The sequence below is a fragment of the Nitrospira sp. CMX1 genome (assembly GCF_054902215.1).
In genome coordinates this window covers 110,997-133,834 of record NZ_JBUBKD010000062.1, presented here as the reverse complement: position 1 = coordinate 133,834, position 22,838 = coordinate 110,997, and the positions used below count along the sequence as shown (strand labels likewise).

At 54.7% G+C, this 22,838-nt stretch carries 25 protein-coding genes and 3 tRNA genes; 4 read left to right on the top strand and 24 right to left on the bottom strand.

Annotated elements, in window-relative coordinates; genetic code table 11:
* Positions 1 to 361: 361 nt before the first annotated feature.
* Complete coding sequence (locus ACYX34_RS15345; RefSeq protein ID WP_462077447.1) at positions 362 to 859, bottom strand: hypothetical protein; 498 nt, start codon at positions 857 to 859, stop codon at positions 362 to 364.
* A 545-nt stretch (positions 860 to 1,404) separates the two neighbouring features.
* Here ACYX34_RS15345 and ACYX34_RS15340 point away from each other — a divergent pair.
* Positions 1,405 to 2,787, top strand: a complete 1,383-nt coding sequence (locus ACYX34_RS15340) for a cytochrome P450 (RefSeq protein ID WP_462077446.1) — start codon at positions 1,405 to 1,407, stop codon at positions 2,785 to 2,787.
* Between the two features lie 242 nt (positions 2,788 to 3,029).
* Here the strand turns inward: ACYX34_RS15340 and ACYX34_RS15335 are convergent, their stop codons facing one another.
* The 5 genes from ACYX34_RS15335 to ACYX34_RS15315 all read right to left on the bottom strand — a co-directional run bounded on the left by ACYX34_RS15335 (position 3,030) and on the right by ACYX34_RS15315 (position 6,894).
* Complete coding sequence (locus ACYX34_RS15335; protein ID WP_462077445.1) at positions 3,030 to 5,267, bottom strand: M1 family metallopeptidase; 2,238 nt, start codon at positions 5,265 to 5,267, stop codon at positions 3,030 to 3,032.
* Positions 5,268 to 5,455: 188 nt separating this feature from the next.
* Positions 5,456 to 5,531, bottom strand: a tRNA-Lys gene (locus ACYX34_RS15330).
* A gap of 41 nt (positions 5,532 to 5,572) precedes the next feature.
* Positions 5,573 to 5,649 (bottom strand) — tRNA-Arg (locus ACYX34_RS15325).
* 47 nt (positions 5,650 to 5,696) lie between these two features.
* Entirely contained in the window at positions 5,697 to 6,320 is a 624-nt protein-coding gene (locus ACYX34_RS15320; protein WP_462077444.1) for a YkgJ family cysteine cluster protein, read from the bottom strand.
* A gap of 13 nt (positions 6,321 to 6,333) precedes the next feature.
* On the bottom strand, positions 6,334 to 6,894 hold the full coding sequence (locus ACYX34_RS15315; RefSeq protein ID WP_462077443.1) for a hypothetical protein: 561 nt from the start codon (positions 6,892 to 6,894) through the stop codon (positions 6,334 to 6,336).
* Between the two features lie 294 nt (positions 6,895 to 7,188).
* Between ACYX34_RS15315 and ACYX34_RS15310 the strand changes: the two genes are divergently transcribed.
* Positions 7,189 to 7,476 (top strand): HU family DNA-binding protein, encoded by a 288-nt coding sequence (locus ACYX34_RS15310; protein WP_462077442.1) that lies wholly within the window; start codon positions 7,189 to 7,191, stop codon positions 7,474 to 7,476.
* Positions 7,477 to 7,612: 136 nt separating this feature from the next.
* On the opposite strand, the gene ACYX34_RS15305 is transcribed toward ACYX34_RS15310, so the two are convergent.
* Entirely contained in the window at positions 7,613 to 7,888 is a 276-nt protein-coding gene (locus tag ACYX34_RS15305) for a ubiquitin family protein (protein ID WP_462077441.1), read from the bottom strand.
* Positions 7,889 to 8,413: 525 nt separating this feature from the next.
* Here ACYX34_RS15305 and rfbC point away from each other — a divergent pair.
* Both rfbC and ACYX34_RS15295 read left to right on the top strand, forming a co-directional pair.
* Entirely contained in the window at positions 8,414 to 8,977 is a 564-nt protein-coding gene (gene rfbC, locus ACYX34_RS15300) for a dTDP-4-dehydrorhamnose 3,5-epimerase (RefSeq protein WP_462077440.1), read from the top strand.
* A gap of 148 nt (positions 8,978 to 9,125) precedes the next feature.
* Positions 9,126 to 9,203: transfer RNA gene (locus ACYX34_RS15295), tRNA-Glu, on the top strand.
* Here ACYX34_RS15295 and ACYX34_RS15290 read toward each other — a convergent pair.
* The 17 genes from ACYX34_RS15290 to ACYX34_RS15210 form a co-directional block, all read right to left on the bottom strand.
* Positions 9,163 to 10,833 (bottom strand): recombinase family protein, encoded by a 1,671-nt coding sequence (locus ACYX34_RS15290; RefSeq protein ID WP_462077498.1) that lies wholly within the window; start codon positions 10,831 to 10,833, stop codon positions 9,163 to 9,165. The two genes, ACYX34_RS15295 and ACYX34_RS15290, sit on opposite strands and share 41 nt — an antisense overlap.
* A 13-nt stretch (positions 10,834 to 10,846) precedes the next feature.
* Positions 10,847 to 11,515 (bottom strand): hypothetical protein, encoded by a 669-nt coding sequence (locus ACYX34_RS15285; protein ID WP_462077439.1) that lies wholly within the window; start codon positions 11,513 to 11,515, stop codon positions 10,847 to 10,849.
* Complete coding sequence (locus tag ACYX34_RS15280; protein WP_462077438.1) at positions 11,512 to 11,706, bottom strand: helix-turn-helix transcriptional regulator; 195 nt, start codon at positions 11,704 to 11,706, stop codon at positions 11,512 to 11,514. The genes ACYX34_RS15285 and ACYX34_RS15280 overlap by 4 nt, the downstream gene beginning before the upstream one ends.
* A gap of 33 nt (positions 11,707 to 11,739) precedes the next feature.
* Positions 11,740 to 11,937, bottom strand: a complete 198-nt coding sequence (locus ACYX34_RS15275; RefSeq protein ID WP_462077437.1) for a hypothetical protein — start codon at positions 11,935 to 11,937, stop codon at positions 11,740 to 11,742.
* A 234-nt stretch (positions 11,938 to 12,171) separates the two neighbouring features.
* Positions 12,172 to 12,810 carry a hypothetical protein gene (locus tag ACYX34_RS15270; RefSeq protein WP_462077436.1) on the bottom strand — a complete coding sequence of 213 codons (639 nt, stop codon included), beginning with the start codon at positions 12,808 to 12,810 and terminating at the stop codon, positions 12,172 to 12,174.
* 449 nt (positions 12,811 to 13,259) lie between these two features.
* Entirely contained in the window at positions 13,260 to 14,660 is a 1,401-nt protein-coding gene (locus tag ACYX34_RS15265) for a DnaB-like helicase N-terminal domain-containing protein (RefSeq protein WP_462077435.1), read from the bottom strand.
* Between the two features lie 14 nt (positions 14,661 to 14,674).
* Entirely contained in the window at positions 14,675 to 14,860 is a 186-nt protein-coding gene (locus ACYX34_RS15260; protein ID WP_462077434.1) for a helix-turn-helix domain-containing protein, read from the bottom strand.
* A 71-nt stretch (positions 14,861 to 14,931) separates the two neighbouring features.
* A complete protein-coding gene (locus ACYX34_RS15255; protein WP_462077433.1) occupies positions 14,932 to 15,690 on the bottom strand; it encodes a hypothetical protein in 759 nt (252 codons plus the stop codon).
* A gap of 143 nt (positions 15,691 to 15,833) precedes the next feature.
* A complete protein-coding gene (locus tag ACYX34_RS15250; RefSeq protein ID WP_462077497.1) occupies positions 15,834 to 15,983 on the bottom strand; it encodes a sunset domain-containing protein in 150 nt (49 codons plus the stop codon).
* 105 nt (positions 15,984 to 16,088) lie between these two features.
* Positions 16,089 to 16,505 (bottom strand): thermonuclease family protein, encoded by a 417-nt coding sequence (locus ACYX34_RS15245; RefSeq protein WP_462077432.1) that lies wholly within the window; start codon positions 16,503 to 16,505, stop codon positions 16,089 to 16,091.
* Entirely contained in the window at positions 16,502 to 17,971 is a 1,470-nt protein-coding gene (locus ACYX34_RS15240; RefSeq protein ID WP_462077431.1) for a TonB family protein, read from the bottom strand. The genes ACYX34_RS15245 and ACYX34_RS15240 overlap by 4 nt, the downstream gene beginning before the upstream one ends.
* A complete protein-coding gene (locus ACYX34_RS15235) occupies positions 17,968 to 18,285 on the bottom strand; it encodes a PilZ domain-containing protein (RefSeq protein WP_462077430.1) in 318 nt (105 codons plus the stop codon). The genes ACYX34_RS15240 and ACYX34_RS15235 overlap by 4 nt, the downstream gene beginning before the upstream one ends.
* A gap of 178 nt (positions 18,286 to 18,463) precedes the next feature.
* Entirely contained in the window at positions 18,464 to 18,997 is a 534-nt protein-coding gene (locus tag ACYX34_RS15230) for a PEGA domain-containing protein (RefSeq protein ID WP_462077429.1), read from the bottom strand.
* Between the two features lie 193 nt (positions 18,998 to 19,190).
* The gene (locus ACYX34_RS15225) at positions 19,191 to 19,538 is read right to left on the bottom strand and encodes a hypothetical protein (RefSeq protein ID WP_462077428.1); all 348 of its coding nucleotides are present in this window, start codon (positions 19,536 to 19,538) and stop codon (positions 19,191 to 19,193) included.
* A 93-nt stretch (positions 19,539 to 19,631) separates the two neighbouring features.
* On the bottom strand, positions 19,632 to 20,372 hold the full coding sequence (locus ACYX34_RS15220) for a hypothetical protein (RefSeq protein WP_462077427.1): 741 nt from the start codon (positions 20,370 to 20,372) through the stop codon (positions 19,632 to 19,634).
* A gap of 67 nt (positions 20,373 to 20,439) precedes the next feature.
* Positions 20,440 to 21,933: a hypothetical protein gene (locus tag ACYX34_RS15215; protein ID WP_462077426.1), complete on the bottom strand. Its 1,494-nt coding sequence runs from the start codon at positions 21,931 to 21,933 to the stop codon at positions 20,440 to 20,442.
* Positions 21,930 to 22,388: a hypothetical protein gene (locus tag ACYX34_RS15210; RefSeq protein ID WP_462077425.1), complete on the bottom strand. Its 459-nt coding sequence runs from the start codon at positions 22,386 to 22,388 to the stop codon at positions 21,930 to 21,932. Before ACYX34_RS15210 ends, ACYX34_RS15215 begins: the two co-directional genes overlap by 4 nt.
* Positions 22,389 to 22,838: the final 450 nt, after the last annotated feature.

The following is a 22,838-nucleotide window of genomic DNA, read 5'->3' as shown; positions in this document are numbered from 1 at the left end:
CAGAATACCATTCCAGGATGCGTTTCCCAAGGGGGCGGCGGATACAGGAAACTGCGAATCATGGTCCTGAGTGCAACTGAAGAACTACCAGAAGAAAAGACACACAAGCTCCTGGCCGGACAAGCTGCCAGGCTACGATGAAGACACAGGGCAAGATCTAGTTCATCACGCTACACGTGCTCTGGACAAAAAAACGAACCCATCATGAGGAGAAGAGGTCCATCATCACATGCGGTTCATGAGGAATGAAGGCTTCCAGCACTATCTGGCTAAGTGAAGAAACCGCAAAACTATATTGCCGTCAGGTCTGAGGAAATTCCCTTTTTCCTCCATCCAAATCCACCCTACCTTTCTTGCTGGTTCACCGGCTCAAATCCTTGATCATTGGATCCGCACTCGGCGTCGACGGGAGCCCACCGTAGACGGATCCACCGTAGGGTCCACCATAGGGCCCGGTCGAAGGTCCAGACGATTCTTTCTTAAGATAGTTGTCGGAGGGATTGGAGGAGGTAGAGCCATATCGGCTGTCGTTGCTAGGTGAACTAAACTTATAGTCCCCCGTCGAGTTGGGTTGATTACCTGACACGGCCCCTTGAGGCGTCCCGCTGGGAGTCGACATCCCGGAATAGACATCGGTTCCCACTTTGTGGATTAACGACTTCCGTTCAAACCAATCGACCTGCGCCAAGGATTTCCGGTCTTGCTGCATCTCATCGCTTACCGAAGCGGCGTTCGCCATTATCTCATTGAGATGCGTGATATCATTCCCCTGCCATGCATGGGCAGGGCTCGAGGAGTGGCTGACTATTCCGGTTACGGCAAAGATCACCAAGGTCGTCAATATATGCGTGTGCCTCATGACCATCCTCCTATCCACGTATCATCAATTCCAAGTGCCTGTGCCTATTTTGATATCGTAACGCACGATAGAGCACGACTACAAGCGAATCCATTGTTGACGTAAGGTTGGCCCTTCGCAAAACAGGCAATACCAGCCTACTGGTACGTAGCACACCTATCCTCAACACAAAGATATTAGATTGTTGTCGCCGAAACTTATAAGCACTACCCGCCTAGCAGAGCAACAACGGCCAATCGTTTCATAGGTGCATTCCCCGCGTTTTCTGTGGTTTTGACGTATCCCAAGGGCCAACCAAAACCCAATCATTTTAAAGTACTGCACCGCGCATCAACTAGTACATCTATTCGCTAATGCATCGTGAAGTGGGACATTTGCAAGTCTTTGTTCGAAATGCGTACGCAGCACTTAGTGCGTCGGCTCAGTAATTCAATCAATAGCTGTCGTCTACCCCCTTGAGCGAATCGAGATCGCAAGATTCGTCACAAGCGTCGTGACACGGTTTATTGATGCATCTGATCTAGTATGATAGGGTCCCTCATCACATGTCGGATTCATCTCCCTCCTTCACTCTGGTTGATGTGCCTGGCGCAGTACCGCTGCTGGGCCACCTCGGTGCATTCAGGCAACGTCCGTTGGAGTCCCTCTTGGCCTGGTGGCGGCAGCATGGGGATACGCTCCGTTTTCGGCTAGGTCCGAAAACATTCTATTTGTTCAGTCATCCTGATCTTGCCGAAGAGATTCTCGTCAAACAATCAGACCGCTTTGTAAAGGTCTATAACCCTCAGAAGCCACATGGTCTTGCCTTAGTGCTGGGTAATGGCTTGGTGACCAGTTCGGGTGAAGTCTGGAAGAGGCACCGCCGCATCATTCAGCCCATCTTTCACCGCTCTCACATCGCTGCGATGGCCGATCGTATGGCTCAGGTGGGTGAGCAGCGTGTGGCCACATGGCAAGACCGGAAGCTGGACACGATCGATATCGCTGCGGAAATGATGCAGCTGGCGCTCGAAGTGATCTCGCAAACCATGTTCACCACCAGCATGACCCAACACACCGATCGGATCAGCCACGCGCTACAAGTCAGTATCAAGTATGCTTTCGATTCGTTCAGTAATCCCCTGTCTCTCCCACTGTGGGTGCCGACCGCACGCAACCGTGAATTTCGTTCGGTGATGCAGTTCATGGACGGACTGATGTATGGCTTGCTCGCTGAACGGCGCCAAAGCGGGGAGAATCATGATGATTTGTTGGATCTGCTGCTTCAGGCACGCGATGAAGAGACTGGAGAGGGACTGAGCAACCAGGAGTTGCGCGATGAAGCCTTAACCATCTTTGCTGCGGGCCACGAGACTACCGCAAATGCGCTCGCCTGGACCTGGTATCTCCTCGCCACTCACCCCGAGGCGAAGGCACGATTTCATGAGGAAGTGGACCGCGTGCTCCAAGGACGAATCCCGAACGCCGAGGACCTTGAGCATCTCCCCTATACGCGTGCCATCTTCGAGGAATCACTCCGTCTCTATCCACCAGCTCCGGCTGTCCACCGCAAAGCGGCGACGAACACAACAGTCGGCGGCCTGTCACTGCCGGAAGGAGCGTTCGTCTTGGTGGGCACCTACAACCTGCACAGACATCCAGATTTTTGGAGAAACCCGGAACAATTTCAACCAGATCGCTGGCTTGACGGTGGGCGGCCAAGTTCTCGTTACGCCTATATGCCGTTTGGTGCAGGACCGCGCACCTGTGTGGGGCTCCATTTTGCGTCCGTTGAAGGGCCCCTCTTACTCGCCCTGATCGGTCGCCGCTACGACCTCCACCTCGCACAGGACCACGTTGAGCCCTACCTCATGGTCACCTTGCGGCCGAAAGGCGGCATCCGCATGACCATTCAGCCCAGGCAGGTGCCGGTCGCCTCGGCTGTCTAGATCCGAGCACCTCTGTTTTTTCTCGCACGGACGTATTCATCGGGCGACTCTAGAAAGAAGCTCCGCCCGGATAACCGGTGGTACGAATACGCTTGTGGGGAAAGACATCTATGGGAGAAATTTCTCCGCCACCAAGAATGACGATGAAGCAAGACATAAACAGCGGTACGCGCACACGAGGTTTAGTGGGATGGTAATGCTGATCACCTTCGCTTGCCGGCATTCGTGTCGGTACGATCCGTTTAGGGCTCAACTGAGATCAGTGGTTTTCGAGGAGGATGAACGGGTTGACTTGCAGCACGAGTTTCGTCGAATCGGATCGAGAGCGGAGATGAGATGACCGGCCATTCTCCCTTAAGAATGTTTTTCGCTTCCTCCCCTGTAAACGCTAAATAGCTATAGCGATCGTAGTGGGGGACCTTGCGACTCAGGCCGGGCAGGGCCGTTGCGGTTTCTGTCGCGACAAAGCCGATTGCATGAAACGGAGGCGTCGCGGCTCGAGATGTGATCACCACACTCTCTGTTTGACGCCCGAAGCGACTGGAATCGAGAATCAGATTCTTCCCGGTCCATTGCACTGGCAACGATGTGAGTGAGCGTTCCACTTCATACCGAAAGCGATTATTCCAACCCAATACCCAGACCGCACGACCCTGAGGCAATGCCTCCAAGTCCTGATCTCGTCGAATCTCGGCATCCGGCATCCTCACCTTCCAGGCGCTCGCCAAGCGACGGTAGCCTTCCAGCAACTCCGGCGATTCCTGGGTCGGGAGAACAAACAGTGCGTGCGTATCACCGAAGGCTTCTGAGAGCGTGGGGGGAAGTTCAGCACGGTCCAGGCGTCGAAACACATCAAATTCTGGGTCAATGTCTAGCCGGATCGGACGTGAGGGCATGCTGAAAGCAAAGTCAGTTTCCCGATCATTCATCACGATCGTCCGCATCTGCGCGTGTTCCTCTCCCTCGGCAGTCACAAACACGGGGACGCGGAGGTGATAGGGTGTACCACCCTGGAGCTGTTCGAGGCGAGCACGAACCTGGTAGGTCTTCCTTTGCTGCTCGACACGGACATCTTTCACTCGTAAGACGGGGGCGCCAGTTTGCTGCACCCACTGAACAAAGAGTGGCCGAAGATCCGAACCCACGACCCGGGAGAACGTATCCGCCAGAACTGAGAAAGAAACACGTTTAAAGAGGTGTTCTTGATAAAACCTTCGCAGGGCATCGATGAATAGCTTATCTCCGAGCTCTAGACGCAACATATGAAAGAACATCAGGGTCTTCCCATAGCCCACTGCCCTCGTCACCGAATTATGCCGCTCCCGAAACGTGCTGATCGGGAAGTCTTGGTTACCGGTCACATAGTCAGCATAGTGCTTGAGCGTCGTCCGGCGATAAATCGGTCCCTCGCCCCGGTTCTCGGCCATCAGATGATCGGCTAAGTACGCGGTCAAGCCTTCACACCAATTGCCTTCCCGGTAATCGACATAGACGCCGTTCCCCCACCAGTTATGAAGGATTTCATGTGGATAGGAGGAAGTCAGAATAAAAGGTAGACGCAAAACGGTTGAGCCCAATAGAGTAAACGACGGCATGCCATAGCCGGTCTCCCAAAAATTTTCGATCACGGCAAATTTCGGATAGGGATAGCGGCCGAGCAACGCCTCATACATCCGTACATAAGGGCCCGTTCGGCCCAAATACTTCTCAGCCAGGACCGGGTCTGGACTTCTGAGAAAGGCATAGGCCGCAAAGCTTCCCTCATCAAGAACGTACTCCGCCCACTTGCCTCCCACCAAGTAGATTTCATCTTGTGGAGTGTCTGTGTGCCAGACGACGTGTCGATGATCGTCCCGCGAATATTCTCGTCGACCTCCTTGACTGGCAAAGCGAAAACCATCCGGGCCTTCGATATCGAGCGTAAAGCTGAGGAGGTCCTGATCGTCAAACGTGGGATACCAATAGCTGGAGCCGGAAAGAAATACACCGTCCGAAGAAATCACCCCCCCACTATCTTCATCGATTCGCCCGTAGTCGTCCCCCGCCGCGACGGGAGGATGATTGATTTGCCCCGCATAGTTGAGCGTGAGGATCCGAGTCCCAGGAGGAAGCAAAACGCGATAGCGCGTCACCGGTACTCGGCTGTCTTCCGGCATGTAGCGGCCTGTGGGATCGATAGAAGACGGCCGGGCATTCGTTTCCGCAATGGTGAGAACCACATCCGGGGTTTCGATACTGATATGAAGCTGACTGTGCAGAAGAAACGACACGGTCATGCCCCGAGCCGTTGGGAACGTGACGGTATCCCGGACGTGGAGGGCATGGGCATCCGGAACCATTGTGATCGCCATCCAATGGTCGATGGAACTTGATCCCTCACTGCCGAAGGACACCTGCGCAGGAGCCAAGATAACGGCACAGGAGAGGAGCACAGAAGAGAAACCAGCGATTCCGGCATTCAGTCGTAGCACCAGCGTCATCCTTCTGACCACCAGCTCGTGAGGCATGGTGGCTCAACGTGATTCAGAGTCCCTAAGATAGCTCCTCTTATGTAGCTTCGGGAATAGCCAAGCGGAAGAAATCGGAGGAGAGGAAGAAACTATTTTGTCCCCATCCACATCAGTCGGTGAAAGATAAGGAGATTATTTGAAAGCGGTTGAGTTTGATTTGGTGGGCCGTGTAGGGGTCGAACCTACGGCCCGCTGATTAAGAGTCAGCTGCTCTACCAACTGAGCTAACGGCCCCACCGGGTATTGAATTGTCGCTGCAACCACAAGCGGCGGTTTGGTGCGCCTGACAGGATTTGAACCTGTGGCCCTCAGCTCCGGAGGCTGATGCTCTATCCAGCTGAGCTACAGGCGCTCCCGTAACCAAGGGTCATCACCTTAGCATAGCGAGAAATATGCTGTCTAGGCCGAGACCACCTGCGCCGACACCGCCGATACAAATGCAAACGGGAGGAGGATCTCTTCTCCTTCGGCTCCTTGCTGGAGACGTAACGCCTCAAGTTGTTCCGCTTCCAACCCAGCTAGACGATTTTCCTCCCCTCGAATGGATTTTGAGAGTCGGACCAATGGAACTGCGGTTTGCACCGAACAGGCACCATAGACACGGGTCCCCTCATCTGAGGGAACCCCCATAGATCGACAGACGAGCGGCCGAAATTGATACAGCGCACACCCTCCGTCCTGCTCTAATGCGGGGCAGGGCCAGGCAGAAGACTGTTCGATTACCTGGTCATGTTCCTGCTCAGGCCAATGATCGATGAACCGATTCGTGATCAGTCGCGGTACCGCCGCCGTAAGTTGTCTGACCTGAACGGTTGCAGCCTCCACGATTTGCTTCCGATGAGAGTCGGAAAGCGATTGAAGGCCGAGTTGGATGATCTGCTCATCAAGCAGCGTAACCGGAAAGGTCCCCACACAGCAATGGTCGCAGCCTTGGCGACATGGTAGCTCACCGAGCAGGGCCGCATTTGCACGGTCAAACCATCGTGCTGTTTGTTCAAACAGCGAAAGGGATCGATCATTCATGGACTGCGCCACATCAACTCTCGGTCGGACTCGATAGATCGACGATTAGTTCTCCTTTCGGAGAATAGAACCCCTGCCGATCGATCTGCACGATCCCGTTGCACTGTTCTTGGTAAAACTCAAGAATCCAGCCATTAAAATCATAGCCTTCATCCGTCACATCCTCTTCGGCCATGCGCGTCGTCAAAATAAACCGGGACCGGGTCACATACTCCGACGCTAATTGGGCCTCCACGTCAGCGTACGCCGTGAGGATATCCAGGAATTGTTGCTTCTCCTGGTCATAGACATCTCGATAGCTCCCCCGATCGCGCACGCAGAAGACCTGGATAGGTTTCCGATCCCGGTGATAGCCCAACGCGACTTGAACCCAGGCCCACTCCTGAAGCATTCCCTCTTCGAGATTGCTCGGGAGAATCGGATCTTGTCCACGAGACTTGAGAAACTCTATCAACAGACCGAGCGGGGGTGAGTTTTCTTTTTGACAGAAGACCCGGGAATACAGAAAGTTGCCAGGCTGCTCAGAGGGCGAGCCCGATGTACCTACGGATATTATAGGAAGGTCTTTACCCATCTTACCTCATCACCGGTCAAGAGCCGTTTACGCTGACCATGAAGTCCATCCAGCCCTACTGTACCCTTCCATTTGCAGAATCCGCAAGGGGACGTGTACGCATTTCTTCGCGCCAGTCGCGCGTTTTTCTCGTTGACAGTCCTTCGACTCTTGGCTACACTCTCGCGGACTTTCACGAGGCGGGCACGAGCGAACATTCGGGCACTCCCAATTTCTCTGGCGGAATGTTACTGTGCAAGGCGCGTCACACGAACATAAATTTCTTTCATTCCTTACCCTCAAGGAGGTTTACGAATGGCAAAATCAATGACCAAGTCTCAGATCGCGGATTACCTCGCCGGGAAAGCTGGCATCACGAAAAAGGGGGCCGTACAGATTCTCGATGATCTAGCAGCCTTGGCGTATCGTGAGGCCAAGAATGTCTTCACCGTCCCAGGGATCGGCAAACTCAAGCTGGCTAACCGCAAAGCGCGGATCGGGCGTAATCCTCAAACGGGCGAAGAGATCAAGATCCCCGCAAAGCGCGTGGTGAAATTCCGGGTAGCCAAGGCAGCCAAGGACGCGATTCTCGGCAAGAAATAACACGAACTCCTGTCCTGGCTTTGCTACAGCGCTTGATCTACACCCAATCTGGTCATCCGCTGCAACTCGCCAAGTTTCATGAGGGGACCGAAGCCCTGAGGGTTTCGGTCCCCTCGCCTTTTGAAGCCACCTGCCCCTACAGATGCGTGGGGCCAAGGCCGCTCCCACCCATCCCGTCATGCCCGATGAGCCGGATGGCATCTCCATCATGAACAAGCGAATCTTCACTGGCGATTCTCTTGTTGATAGTCACGAGCACTTTTTTCTCACGTAATAGCTGCAGGAGATGACGCAATCGAATACCCTGTCGCTGGATCACTTGTCGAACCGATAACGCCTGATCAATTTCACAGGCGAGATCGCATTCCCCGTCCGTGGTTTGGAGCTGTCCAGTCAGAACAATCGTCACCATTGCCCGGTACTCCCTCCTCTGTAACTCAACAGCGCATCCTCTAGGACCCAACAGTTGACTCCCTTGGCATCGATACGGATAATGAAGAATGCCTTCTCTCGATGTCGAACATCCTGGGATGCCTGAACTGCAGTTTGTCTTATTCGTATCGGCTCTTTGCACAGCGGATCTGACAACCATCAACGTCTCTAAAGAGCTTCGGCAAACAATTTTCGATCGCTGTTGGAGGTTAATTCATACGGAGCCACCCCCAACCAACCCTCAAGAACGTGTACTTGATCTCCGCGAAGGTACTGAACTCACGCTTGAAGCCTGTGCATCCACAATCCGTTCCCTGCTCCAGGAAGCTAATATCTCCACCTTGGTCTGGGATCATCCTGTCAGTGCTCCTCGGATGAATAGCACACCCGAGGCACTACCCTTAATAGACCGATTTGAACGATTGTATCCTGATCCGCCACAAAGCGTCGATCCTGCCGTGCGCCTTGACCCGAAGCAAAACCCTGAGCCGGAATAGGCGAGCTCATGCGTGTGACTCCTATCGACATCCCCGGCGTCCTTATACTTGAGCCTGCCGTCCTGGCGGATCACCGTGGTATTTTTGCAGAAACCTATCACGAGGAGCGATACCGCGAGATAGGCATTACAGAACACTTCGTGCAGGATAACTATTCCCTGTCTGTTCGGAACACCCTACGAGGCCTTCATTTCCAGCACCCCAACGCTCAAGGAAAACTCGTGATGGCCCTGGCAGGCACGGTGTACGACGTTGTTCTCGATATCCGGAAAGACTCACCGACGTTCGGCAGATGGTATGGAATGGCTTTATCCGGGTCAACCCTTCAGCAATTGTACATCCCCCCTGGATGTGCCCATGGCTTTTGCGTCACCAGCGACACCGCCTGCTTTCTCTACAAATGTACGGCCTATTATTCCCCCAAAGATGATCGCGGCATCCTCTGGAATGATCCAGCCTTAGGAATTTCCTGGCCGGTCACTCAACCGATCCTCTCCCCAAAGGACCAAAACCACCGTCCTCTTGCTGCTATGGGGGGAGAACTGCCATCCTATAATCATTCGGAAGACTGAGAATCCCATACGCACATATCCAGCTTCAGAACACCGACGAACTAGATCAACTCTCGCCAGTCCAATCACCACAGCAAGGTGGCCATGTCTCCTAGTGACAGCACCGCTCTCAGTGTGGTATCCATTGCTCCTTGGCTTTTGCGGTCACGTCCCCATCGTCTAGCCTGGCCTAGGACATTGCCCTTTCAAGGCAGTAACACGGGTTCAAATCCCGTTGGGGACACCACATTTGAGGGCGGGGTTTGCTGAGAGTCTGAAACCCTCAGTAAATTCGAAAAGTTGCCGTTTCCTTCTACCACGAATTTGACCTTCCCAGCCTCCTCCACCGATCCAAACGATAGGGGCGCGTCAAACAGCCGTTTCAAGATGGCTTTGGCTTCTGGTGGCTGACGGGAAAGTAGTCTCTGGATATCGCTCAGGCGAGATTTCGCTTCACGTCGAATACAGGCCACGTCCCACTCATTTGGCCCTATCGCGCTGAGACGGTCGAGTTCCGCAGTGTAGTCCCGCTGCTTCCCTTCCTCGCGTTTCAGCGCCTCAAGCAACACCTCCAGGTTTCCCCCTTGAGCAATGGCATCAGTCAGGCGGAGCTGTGCGGCCTTCACTTTGACCAACTGCTCCTCAATCTTCGCCCGTTCCGTTCGTAGACCGGCTTGATCTGGTTGAAGTCGCTCCATCGTCTCCTGAAGCGCACGGTCGAGTACACGCGGATGCAACATATCGGACAACGCTTTGAGAACTGCTTTCTCCAACGCTTCTTGCGGGGCCATGGTCGCATTGCGGCAAATCGAGGAGCCTCGCTTGAGGTGATCGCTACACGTATAGAACTTCCCTTTCCGTCGATGTGATTTCGACGAACCGGGGCCGCTCATCGTGATGGGCCCCTGACAAGTGGCACACCGACATAGCCCGGTGAGGAGGTATGGGGTCTCCACATCACGAAGACGCGGACCCGTGTTCGTGTGATTCGTGGCGATTCTGGCTTGGACGGCTTCCCAGAGCGCGGGGTCAATGATGCGCAAATGGGGCGCATCGACTCGAATCAGGTCCTTCTCCTCGCGCCGTCGTCTCTTCTTGGTTCCACCTCGGTCAACCTTTTGAAGCTGACCGTAGACGATAACCCCGAAATAGAGTGGGCGACGAAGCATTACCCGAACCGCGCATGGTGCCCACCCGCGTGAACTCTGACGTGGAGCCGTGACGCCTTCAGCATTCAAGCGTTTGGCAATGCGAGTGATACCAAGACCACTGGCGTACCTCTCGAAGATCATCCTGACAATGGCAGCCTCTCTCTTGTTCACCACATGGACGACGTGCTGCCGTTGACCCGTAGGAGATAGAACCTCTTTGTTGTCATATCCGAATACCTTACCGCCGGTCACATGACCGGCTTTGGCCTTTCGCTGAAGCGCGTCAAGCGTTCGCTGTCTAGCACGTTCGCGTTCGTTTCCTGAGGCATAATGGCGGACGGCCCCCATGAAGCGGGAAGTTTCATCGTCCATGCATACTTCCTGATCTGTCAAATAACAAAACATTCGGACACCGGCTTCGACAATCTCCAACATGCTGTACTCAGTGCGAATACGATCACGGCCTAATCGGGACTCTTCGGACATCACTAGAAACTCGAAAGGCGGCTTGGGTTTCAGGCTATTCATAAGCCGCGAGAAACCAGGCCGCATGATGAACTCTGAGCCGCTGATGCCGTCATCCACAAAGATGAGTTCCTCAGGAACGGTCCATCCCTTCTTGGCCGCGTAGGCTTTGGCGTGTTCAATCTGGCGGGTAACCGACTTTTCTTCTTCGCTGACACCCGTCTGTTCAGTCGATTTTCTGGCATAGATAGCGGCGATCATGGTTCTAGCTTCCTCACTTGATAGGTTTCTCACGCATAACCGCAACAACGACGTGTGGCGACACGTCACGAAAGACTGTCTGAGTGACAATTTCATACGACCATGTATAGTCGGGGGGGTTAATACCTGGTTCAACAAGAAACACTCCAACATAGCCATTCCGTGGCCCAAGGATTCCAGATTCAACCTCGACAATACCGGAGAATGCTCCTGGATCACAGATAGCTCCGGTTCCCTTTGGAGTGAACCCTCCCATTATTGGGAATTCCATAGTTCCTACAAATTTACTACTTAATGGCTGAAGCCTCTGGGGATGAAACTTACGCCTAAAACTCTTATGGTGCCGAGTTCCATCGAGATGATAGCTGCTGTGTAGGTCCCAGTCCTTGTCATTCATCGGTTTGAAAACAAAATACTCTCCCTTTTGATTGCGCTTTACCCATAGCACGAGCCACAGATCGTTACCCTCACGAACCGCCACAGCGTATTTATACTCGCCCTCAACACTTTTGAGATTCATCAGTCCAACCGTGGGGCGTATAGCACGTTGTTTCTGTGCTTCCTCGAAGGAACATTGCCACTGGTATAACTCTTCTTTCGTCATCGTAGACGCATCGACAGCCTGATACCTTAGCCATCCTTCAAACGTCTTGAGGTCATCCTCACTGATAAACTCGTTCATTTGACTAGGTCCGATGCCGTGACCCCTAGCGCCCTTGCCAGTTTTCGCAGTGTGCTTAGTTGCGGATCGTAATGCCCAGTCTCCAAACGCCCGATATAGGCGAGAGTGAGACCAGCCTTTTTGGCAACCTGAAGTTGCGTCAACCCCTTTTGGGCGCGAAGCTCCTTCAGTCTTTTGGCAAGTGGAGTCATGGCATATAATATGCTCCATAGAGCATAAACTAGTCAAGCGCGGCTCTTCGGGTAGCATGGTGGATGTTCCCTCAAGTCACGCACCAGGGCATCGGCCAATAATCGGGCTACATCCTCGATCAACGCAGGGGTCCATTGCACCGGCGGCAGATAGACTTCAACCTTCTCAGCCACGTTTCGGTTATGCCGTGGCCGGAGAACGCGAAGGGTCTTTCTGCGTTTGCCGTTCATCTATCGCGTCCGCTCCGTCATTGGTGCATAGACCTTCCCGCTCCTCAGGAATTGCTGGAGCCGTTGTGCGTTCGTGAGGGGTCGATCAGAACATAAAAAACAATCGTGCGCGTAAGATTCATCGTGCAGGTAGATTGTCAGACACCGTGGCCGTGGGCATGTGTAGTGTCTCGTTTGTCTCCAGCCTTTCATCTGTTCCCCCATCACCGGACCCGCCTAATTGTGCCGGGGTTCTTACGGATCAGCACCTTGCCGAGCCCGTCCGGTATCGAGATCGACTGATGCGGGCGCACCACGGTTTTCTTCTCGCCGAGCTGAAATGCTGTCGGTTTGGATACTTTGATTTTCATCGAGTCTCCTTCCCGTTTCCGTTGAACCATGGCGCTTCACTTCCCAGGCCGCTCCGCCGTGCACCCCGATACTCGTCACCGATCTCAACGGAATCGTGGTTCCATTTACGAGGTAGACCGTCCAGCCCTTCTCGCCCAACTCGCACCGGCTCACCGTGCCGTCCTGGAGTCGGTTGCGCCGATCCCGATAGGCAATCATCCAGCCTGCTTGAAGGGGTGGTTCCGGCGAAGCCTGGCGGCCCTGGGGTGTGGGTTCTGAGAGGATCGTTTCCACCTGTCGAGCGGCAACCTTAAACCCGGCTACATCACCACGAGCGAAGGCCTCATCACACCGATCAAAAGTCTGCATGAGCGCCGGAAAGTGAGGATCACCCGGTTCGAGCGTGGCGGTTAGATCAGCCAACCGCCGATACTCGGTGTCCCAGTCAGGAATCAGAGGCTTCCGACAGGCGGCACAGCTCTCCCATGCGGGATTCACGACCGCCTGACAGGTCTGACACCGGGTTGTCTGTGTCGATCCCATAGGGCTCCTTCAGGCCGCGTCTAGGAAACACGATAGTGAGTTGTTTCCTATTTTGAGGCCTGTTTGTTTCCACCCAAAAAATAGGAACCAAATCAATCGAACACCGCTCCCAGAGCGAGGTTCGTGTGTTTCCTGGGCAGGAAACAAAATGGAACCGTGTTTCCTGTGTTGCTCTCCCCAATACGCGGGAGTTCTGTCAGTCACACCTTCAGACCCCTTGGACGGCTTCCAGGAAACACGTGGAGGAAACATCCAGGAAACAACACGGGCTCTGATAGGAAACATGTTTCCCATCTGTATACTCATGAGGAAACACGTCAGCGCCACTCTCACAGCGGGGTTTCCTTGTTTTGTTTCCTGTTTTCGCTGTGGAAACAATCGCCCATGAAAATAGGAAACATGAGCGTCGCCCAGGAAACACAAATAGGAAACAGGTAGGAAACGCCTGGTCATTGTCCGCCCCCCTGTTCAATCTTCTTGCGTAACTTCCAGACATAGGCGCGTGTGATGCCCAGAGCCTCGGCAATCTCGGCATTGCTGGTGAGTCCCTCATCGAGAAGGGCCTTTACTTGACCTTCTTTGGTCTGTTCGAGATCTTTATGCTCCCAGGTCAGCAGTCCATCCTTTTCCGTGAGTTTCACATCGAGCGGGCCCACGGCGTCACCTTTGACGGAACGACACTTCTCAAACTTCACCTCAAAGTGGCAGCCGTCTTTCGCTTCATGGGTGGCGGGTCGGCTCAAGGCAATGACCGTGTCCAAAGCATCTTCTCTTCCTGATGTGCCGCGTTGTTGACCACCCTTGCCCGCATGATGGACGAGAACAGTAGCCAGGCCCCGATGCCGGAGACGAATGAGCCACCCGGCAATCGGCTCCCAGTCGCGTTTCTTGTCTTCATCAAGGCCCGCAAAGAGACAGGAGATGTTGTCAAAGATCAGGACTCGGATTTCTGGGTGGGCATCGAGAATGGTCATCACTTCGTCTCTGACGGCCTCAGACGAGAGAACGAGATCCCGATGGAGTCTATGGTAGACCATTTCCGAGCTGAGGAAGCGCAGAGGCGCTTTTGGTGGCTCAGGAAGCAGATTGGTAATCCGTCCCCGCAGTTCATCCAACTGCATTTCTCCGTCGAGGTAGAGGACTCCAACGGATTCACTGATTGGCCACTTCAAAAATTGGGTCCCCGTCACCAGCGAGGCCGTGAGGCTCAGTTCAAAGAAGGTCTTTCCGATCCCGCGAGGTCCATAGACCATCACGTTGCCGCCCTCAGGAAGCCAAGACAGATAGTGCTTTCGCGTTGGGAGCTCCAGAGTCACAAGGGCGGCATATTCCAAGAGGGCGGAGGTTAAGTCGTTGGACGGGGGCTTCCCATTCAGTGGGGTAATTGACTGCGTCAGGTCCTTGAGCTGCGCCACCATCGGGGCCAGGGCGTCCCACTCGGCCCCGTGCCCGATCTTGTCCATTGTGACAACAAGATGATTTCTGAGCGTTCGGATTCGGGCTTTCTCGAGGACGAGGCGGGCATGCGTGGCGATATTCACGGCACTCGGTACGGTCGTAATCAACTCGCCGAGATAGGCGGCCCCGCCGATACTGGTCAGCTTCTCTTTTCCGTTCAGTGCCTCGGTCAACGTGATGTTATCGATGGATTGGCCGCCGTCGGCCATGCTCAGCATGGTTTGGAAAATGACCTGGTGCGCAGTTCGATAAAAATCTCCCGGTGTGATCGTATCCCGCACAAGTGAGGGAACTGAGCCAATAAGAAGGATTGCCCCTAACACAGCCTGTTCGGCCTCAAGTGAATGAGGGGCGGAATGGAGCATGGAGTTGTTCACGAGCGTGGTCGGCATCGGCACAGCCTCCTTCACGGCGTCATCAGCCGGAGCAAATCCTCTTTCCGAATCAACCGGCGGCGTCCAAACCGGATTGAAGGAATCTCGCCTTTCCTCAATTTGGTGTAGAAGGTCGAGCGGCTAGAGCGCAGGATCGGCCAGGCCTCACGCGGCGTCAGCAGGTCGGGAAGTGTTTCGTTGGGTTTGTTGGTGTCCATGCGTCTTAGGGAGCATGGCCCAGATTGAGATAGAAAAAAATGAGAAGTTGGGCGAGGTAAAAACGAGGGGACTAATTTCTCTCAGGAGAATCCTGTATCCGATAGGCGGTAAGGTCAAGCAGCGCTTTGGCTCGATCAATCCCAATACGGACGGTCCGTTGGTCGTTTTGACAGTCGAGTGGGCCTCGTCCTGTGATGTGCTCGCTGTTGTGCCATTCGGTTGCGAGTGCGCTAATAGAGAGACCGCCGACATGATGGCGAACCAACCAGAAGGCATATCGGGAGAGATGGCCGTCTTGTTTGGGGGACCGGCTTTTGGGATCTTTGAGCAGGGCAAGTCCTTCTCTCTTCAGGCGAGCCAGGTGCTGCTTGAGAGACTTGGCGTCTCCGTAGTCTAGTGTGACTTCGAGCCAGTAGCGTAGTGGTGGGACCTCAAAGGAACGAGAGAACGCAAGCCCTGCCGGTTCAGCGCCATGTTTCAGAATGAACGACTGGATGAGCCAGGACACGAGCCAAGGGTACGGCAACTCCCACTTCATGGCCGCTTCCAGGGCTTCGGCATTGATCATGGTTGGTATGCCCCATACCGCCTTCTTGAAGCGTGTCTGTGCAAGCTCTCGTTGCTTGGTCGATGCGTCGCCGCCGGTTTTCTTTGCGAGGGCGCTCAACCCGATCTTCTTGTCCCAATGGGCCAAAAGCTTATGAACAGCGGGTTCCGCTGAAAGATGCTTGCAGATCGCTTCAATGATCATTCGATAGGCCTTCGCTTCCCCTGTATGCTTGGGCTGGAAGGCGTCGAATTCTGGGAAAGAAGGCAGTTGGTGCGACATGCCCCGTTCCTGTCGGATCCTGGGAAGAAGGAGCGGGGGCACCCACGCCAGGAACGCGGGCCGATCGAAGAGCTACCCCGATCGTTGCCTAATGAGGGGTGAATGGTAGCATGAGGGAAGGGAATAGAATAGATCAAGCGGCGCTACGGACAATTCCCCGCGAGTTGATATCCGGCGGCTTGTGCTTCGGTCTCACTGTTGAACATCCTTCGATTCTTAGGTTTGGTCGCTGTGTAGCCGGGACAGTCTGGCCGATGGTAGACGCGGGATTGTTGGTTCCCGATGATCTGCATGCCCGTCGTCTCATCGTTCGAGACATCCGAAAGAACCCCCGCTGGTTCCGCTCCATTCTTCTTTGGGTGTCGAAACTCCCACGGCGGCACGGGGTGAGAATCACGCTACAGTCCTCGCTTGGCTTGCTGAGCTTCCAATTCCAAGGCTCCGAGAGTGTCATCATTGGAGTATCTGCGATACCACCAGGCCATGCCCGATTTGACGAGTTCTTGATTGACGTTGGTCCCATCAGCTAAGAGCACGTCGCCCACCGTCCGCTTATGCCGATCTATGGTCTTCGGCTGGACGGTGACTTCTTTCCCAAAAACCAGCGCCGACGTGAACTGCTTGGCCTTCTGACCGAACGGCTGCTTCTTCTCCGGGCAATCGATCCCGTTCAAACGGATACGTTCCGCTTGGCCGTTATGGAGAACATCGATGGTGTCGCCGTCGAGGACCGATACCACTTTACCGGTGAAGGGAAATACTTCGGTCTCGCTAACGAAGAGGAGTAGAGTCAGGAAGATAACTTGCCGTTTCATGGGAAAGCGACGCTCTCTTCAGTTGATGAGACGGTAAAGGTGAAGCGGGCATCAAAATACGAATCGGAAATATCCGCAGGGAAGACAGGCAGAGGGTTGGCACTCAGCACCGCCCGTTTCCCTGCCAAGTCATAATACTCATTCCCGGACGATTGTTCGATGGACACACCCGTGACTTTCCCGTCTCGATGAAGTCTGAACTGGACGATCACCACATAAGCCTGATTGGTCAGATCCAGAGGCGGAGCGCTCCAACAATTGCTGATGCGCTGTCGCACCAGCGCAAGATAGGCATTCGACCCGGGAGCCATCCCTGAAACCTTCAGCGTCGTATCGACGGCCTTGACGCTTGGCACTTTTGCCTCAACTTGTGGAGCCGGCTGGGGCGCGGGTTTTGAGGGAATATCGACCGACGCCACAGCTTTGGGCACCTCCAGCTTGTTGATCTTTTTGAATTCCTCATCTAAGTCTTTCGCGAGATCTTCCGACAAGGATGAAGATGGAGCGGAGGCAACCTGCCCTTCCTGGGCTTTATCCCTAGCAATCCTGGAGTTTTCTTCTTGTGCGCGTAGAGCCTTCGCTTGCTGCTCTCTCTGACGTTCCTTTGCCAGGCTGCGACGATCTTTTTCGAGTGCTCGCCGTTCTCTTTCTAGAGCCCGCTGTTCTACCTCCAGTGCTCTCTGTTTGGCTTCAACTGTTTCAGAATAGCACTCAAGGACAACTGTGAATTGCTTGGCTGTTTCTCCAATGTCAGCAGCCTCCAACTGCTTCTTCGACAAAGCCATTTCATAACGGATGCTATGCGATTCTAGGAAGGCTTTAATGACAGCATCCTTGATTGCAAAATTGATATTTTGAGGGATGTCTCTTGTGGCAAGAGCCATAGCCAATGCATTCAATTTGCCCACCACGATTCCTACTACATGACCATTCATGTCCAATGCGGGACCACCACTATTGCCAGGTTGAACAGGTGCGGTTATCTGAAGAAACCGAGTATCGTTCCCGATACCGGCCATAGCGCTGACTGTTCCCGTTGTCACGTTGGCCTCGGACGCCAGTACCCCACGCAGGGGGAAGCCGACAACCACCACGCCGTCGCCTGAGCGAATAGTTCGGCCATCGCGGAATTGAGCCACTCTTGAATGCGGTTGCGGTAGTTTCACGATGGCCAAATCGTTATTCGTGTCGGTTGCTATTACAGACAGGTCTCTCTGTGCTCCGTTGGTAGAGGTGCGAATAGCTTGGCAGTTAGCAACAACATGATGGTTCGTTAGCACATGTCCTTCACGGCTCACCACAAAGCCCGTCCCGCTAGATCGCGGGCTATCATCGCTCTTGGCGAAGACAGAGCTACTCTGGCCGAAGAGGAGAGCGGCGAAGAGTAGAAATGGCAATTTAAAATGGCGTAGTGGGAGGTTCGTTATGAGAAGCCTTGAGTTGGGGAAAGGATGGTCGCTGCTCACAACTCCTCCATACGCTCGTGAAGGTATTTCCCAAGCTGCGCCTGTGCATTTCCGTCCAGCACCAACGTTTCAAGACCGAAGTCCTGTCCCCTGACCCATCGCACAATCCCCGCCGATATCGAGAGTTGCTTGTTCGTGGGTAGCTTGACGCGTAGTGAGCACACATCCCCACGCTGTAGCGGAAGATCGCCAGACAAGCGCCACCCTTTCCAAGACATATTCCAGACCGTGCCCCGGCCACCTTGAAAACCAGCCTCGTAGGTCACAGGAAGATCAACATGAAACCGACGGTATGGACGGAGAACAAAGGGCATGGTTGAAATCCACGCAATAGGAACGGACTGTAATGTAGGGAGACGCCGGACTCAGACGCACTCACACTCCTACACATCTGTCTCTTCGTCGAACATCAGTCTCTCAGCCACGTAGTAACATCACTCTTTGAGGAGTTGATGATACTGCGCACGAAGCTCCAAGCCTCTCTCTTGACGGTTAGTGGCTTCCGTTGTTCGGCGTGTATGGGATGTAGCCAGATCGGACGTCCACCATTGTCTTTGCGAGTTGTGTCTTCGATAATCGGCTTCGCTGTTGTTCAAGCGCCAGTTCCGAGAGCGGACATTCCATCGAACGCTGCTGAAGGCCCTGCCCGATTGCCGTTGGGAAGAAGGCATGCACAGATAGGGGAGCTAATTCATAGCCTGACTCCGTCACCCCATCGACCAGCAAGCCAATCGGACCACCCAAGATCGCATTTCCCCATATCATCGAACTCACGACCGGTGTAACTGTCATTTCAAATGGCGTATATCCTTGCCATTCCACTTTGACCGTGTGCGGATGTGCACGACGAAGAGACGCCACCACCGGAGACGGGCCAAAGGCCTGCCCATCCACTGTCACACACAAGGCACTCGGCTGACTGGTGATCGTCAAATCCTGATGGGCCCCGTTTACGATCGTGGCACATCCGGTGAGCATAAGGCCCACAATTCCGATTCCGACCCGTGAATACCACTGTGTTGTCATGCTGGTCCTCTTGTGTTCCTGCTGATAGCATGGTGCGCTGAGACGGACCAACCTGATATTCCTCAAATGGAGGGGGAGCCCTTACTGGACAAGGCTTGCAGCGACCGTTGTGATCTAGGAAACGAGAGGCTGAAGACGACGGCACCCTCCACCGGAGAGCCCCGCCTAGTGGGGGCGCGCATCGCCACGAAGGTTAATCGACCAATTGACTCACGAGAAAACTGGTGTGTGGCACCTGCCCATAGACAGTTTCAAATCGCCTGAGATACGGCTCCATTTCTGGACTTTGCGCCAGCTTTTCGAGCACGCGTTGCAGCTCCAATTTTGTATAGTTGACAAGCGGCTTGAACGGTCCATCTGGTACGACCGCGAAATCCTCAGAGAGTGAGGTGTTGTCCCGACTCAGCGTCAACCGAACCTCCCAGCGAACCACAACATTGCTGCTTCGATCTTCATAGGGAATGACACTGCTCATGCTGGCCGGTCCTAAGCGTGTGTGGATCGCGAAGACATTCCCGTTTCTTGTCACTGTACCAGACATGATCTCGTGCTCCTTTCGTTTGGCGAATTGTAGCGGTGGGGCCTCCCACCGGGAGAACCCCACCTCGGCGGGATGGCGCGCCACGCCACCTGACTACTTTGACGCTCCCACAAGTTGGGTGTCTGTTTCCGGTCGGACACCGGTCCGTTGCACGGTCAATACATCTGCGATCTCGTCGCCCAAGTTTTCACGAATGACCTTGACCTCCACCCCGACTTCATCCGCGAGCCATCGTCCGATCCAATTGCGGTAGGTTCGGAGGAACTCCAGTAGATAGGCGTTCTGCTCAAAATTTTCGTAGTGCTGTGGGAACAACCGTTTGGCGCGCTCGGTCAAGGCCCGCTCTTTCACGTCCTCGTTCACCATCTGTCCCAGCGGATTTTCGAGCATTCCCGTCATCACGACGACTTCATTCTTTTCTGCCGCCTGCGTAAAGCGTGTGATTCGTCCGGTCAAATCGAGTGTATCCAGCTTGCTCCAGAGATACGTGAAGGTCGGCATCCGTACCGCCGCGTCCTTGATGCCCGAATCGATGGTGTAGAATTGCGTCCGGTATCCTTGATCCGCCTGTTCTCGGTCTTTCACGAGATTCCGTACCCATTTCAACTGAGGGGCCGTTTCATTGGTCGCAAACGTCGCGAGCGCCTGTTGCTTTCCCTGCTGGCTCAGTGATTCATTCAGCAGGACCTTCTTCTCCTCCACCGCATGCTGCTCTAAGACCTCTAGGAGTTTGGCGGTCCATTTGTTTTTGAGGTTGAGCGTGTCGGTTCTCGTGCTCTTGACGACTCGCCCCAGCTCTTGATTGAGTGCATTGCTGATCGTGTCGGTTCCCATGTTGTGCTCCTTTCAGATATAGGTTAAGTGTCGATACTCCTCTGGAGTGCTCGCGCTCCCCAGTTTGTCAGGCACGAAGACGCCGGAGATCCTCCACCGACATCCCGATTCGCACCGCCTCGCGCCGAAGCAGCTTTTCCTCCTCGCTAACAATTGGCTTGCCGGTCAAAAAATTCACCATATACACCCCTAGACGTGGCTTCGCCGTGAGGAGGGTCAGCGCACCAGCGGCAGCATTCGCGAGATCGTCGTGCGATCCCGATCGATGATCTACCGTATCACGACCGGTGGCCCCTCGACGCCGTTGGAGGCCGCGGAGTTCCCGCAGCAAGTCGGGTCGATCCAAGAGCACCGCCCGGCGTGCGTTCACGACGGGCAAACATTCCAAATAGAGCGCCGACCGGTCTCGCTCAGCGGGTTGATACCTGATGCCACAGCCGCGAAACCCTTCACTGACAAAGCCCGGTGCATATTTGTCGCCGCACGTGCTGCTAAGCTGATAGCGCCGGAGGAGATCCGCGACCTCTGCAATCACGCCGCTCGGATTGAAGGGCGGACGCCACGCCCGTACACAGTCGAGCACCGCCCGTTCACCATCCGCGTGAGCAACGGCCACAGTAAAGGCATCTTTCCCACTTCCGCTGGCCGCATCCACAAAGGACACATAGGAGCCCCTCTCCTCCGGTGCTCGCTCATAGATGCCTGATTCCACGCAGGCGTCCAGCGCGTCCGGATCGAAGAGCGCCGACAAGCCCGCACGAAATTCTCCCAGCACCTCACTCCGAAAGGCGTCGGGGTCATCCAATTCCATCCGGATCAAGTAGTCGGTCGGAAGCGTCGGATTCATCTCCGGTGCGGAGGCTTGCCAGACCAGGACCGACGACTCGTCTTGACCGAAGTGGCGACGGTGCAGCTCCCACAGGGCCCCGCTCTGACCGTAAGGGGAGGAGAGGATCAATACCTTGCCGCCGGTGGTGGCTGTTCGGGTACGGGCCGCTCGCAACATTTCCATATCGGTGGGCCGTCCATCTGTGCTGATGAAGAAGGCCAGTTCGTCGATAATGACGCAGGCTGCACGGATGCCGCGAATCGATGCCGGACGACAGGGATAAACGCTCATCGTCACCCCGCCAGTCAGTTCCAACCCTTCGGCGGTTTCACGGGTGATTTCGTTCTTGAGTAATGGAGAGCTAGTCACAGCTTCCTTGACGTAGCCGAATAAGGCCCGCTGAGCGCCGCGCAGGTCTTGGGCAATCAATGGCACATAGACATTCCGTTGACCGGTTAAGACGGCGTTCATCGCTTCAAAGGTTCCAACAATGGACGCAACTTGAGACTTTCCGCTTTGACAACCGACCACACACACGGCTTCGGGATAGCCACCAGGATGAGGTTCCTCACGGCCTGTGTGTTGGTGAAACCGCTTCAGGTCTTGGTCAGACATCGGGAGGCCGTACACGGCTCGGAGAAACGTCAACCAGGGTTGCCAGGAGTCCAACGTTTTGAACGCAGGCATGGCCCCGAAGAGCGCTGGATCGGCTACCGCCTCGATGATATTCACGGTGTGACCTCTTTCACCTCCTGGCTCGTATCAGGCCCGCCAGGGGTGTGCGCCTGTGTAACGACAGCGGAGGGGGAAGCAGGAGCCGGGGTCTTGGGCTTCCCGTTAGTCAGATAGTCGTTGAGACTGAGTACCTTGGCCTTCCGCTCAAGCCCAAGCTGGACCATTGCACGAATGAGGCTGTCGGCAAGTTGCTGTCGCTGAAGGACTACCGGATGAACGGCTCGCTTGCGAAGATTGATGAGGCTGGGTTGCTGGAGGAGCCAGGCGTCAACGCTGTCGAGGAGTAACTTAGTCTTGACGGCCACGTTGATAATGGCCCGTTGCTGGGTCGAGATCTGCTCCGGTCCACCAAGGTCCGAGATCAGTTGATCCCGCCATTGGTCGAGCGCCTTGCTCACGCGGGTTCGGCGGTCTAGTGCCCGTGCACCGTGCTCCTTGATGGCACGTTTCATCAGGCTAAGGCCGTGCCGGAGATTGCGGGGATTGGGCTTCTGGCTTGATTCTGATGCGTCCACAGAGCCTCGGTTTTCCGCTAGGCTGCGTCTACAACAACGCGAAACCTAAACGGCAAAACCACACGCCCTGACGCGGTTTTCCCTGTTGGGGACACCAAACCTTTCAATGCAGACTAAGCCGTTGAAAAATCTATTCACCACCACTTCCCCTTCGAAGCGTTAGACTTCTCGCCTCCTCCTACTTCACTCCACACCCGAATTTAATTCGGCAACAACTTCTATAAGATTTCTCATTTCTCCGCCGTCCTCCACAGGTCCTCTGGGAAAAAAGGAAGACCCGCCGCCGGAGAGGAACCGGCAGCATCACGTGAAGGCATCAGCTCCGCGCTCGGGTCTCCACGTCAGATGCGCGACGTGGGAGGCATCGTACGGTGGGGCTAGGAGGGA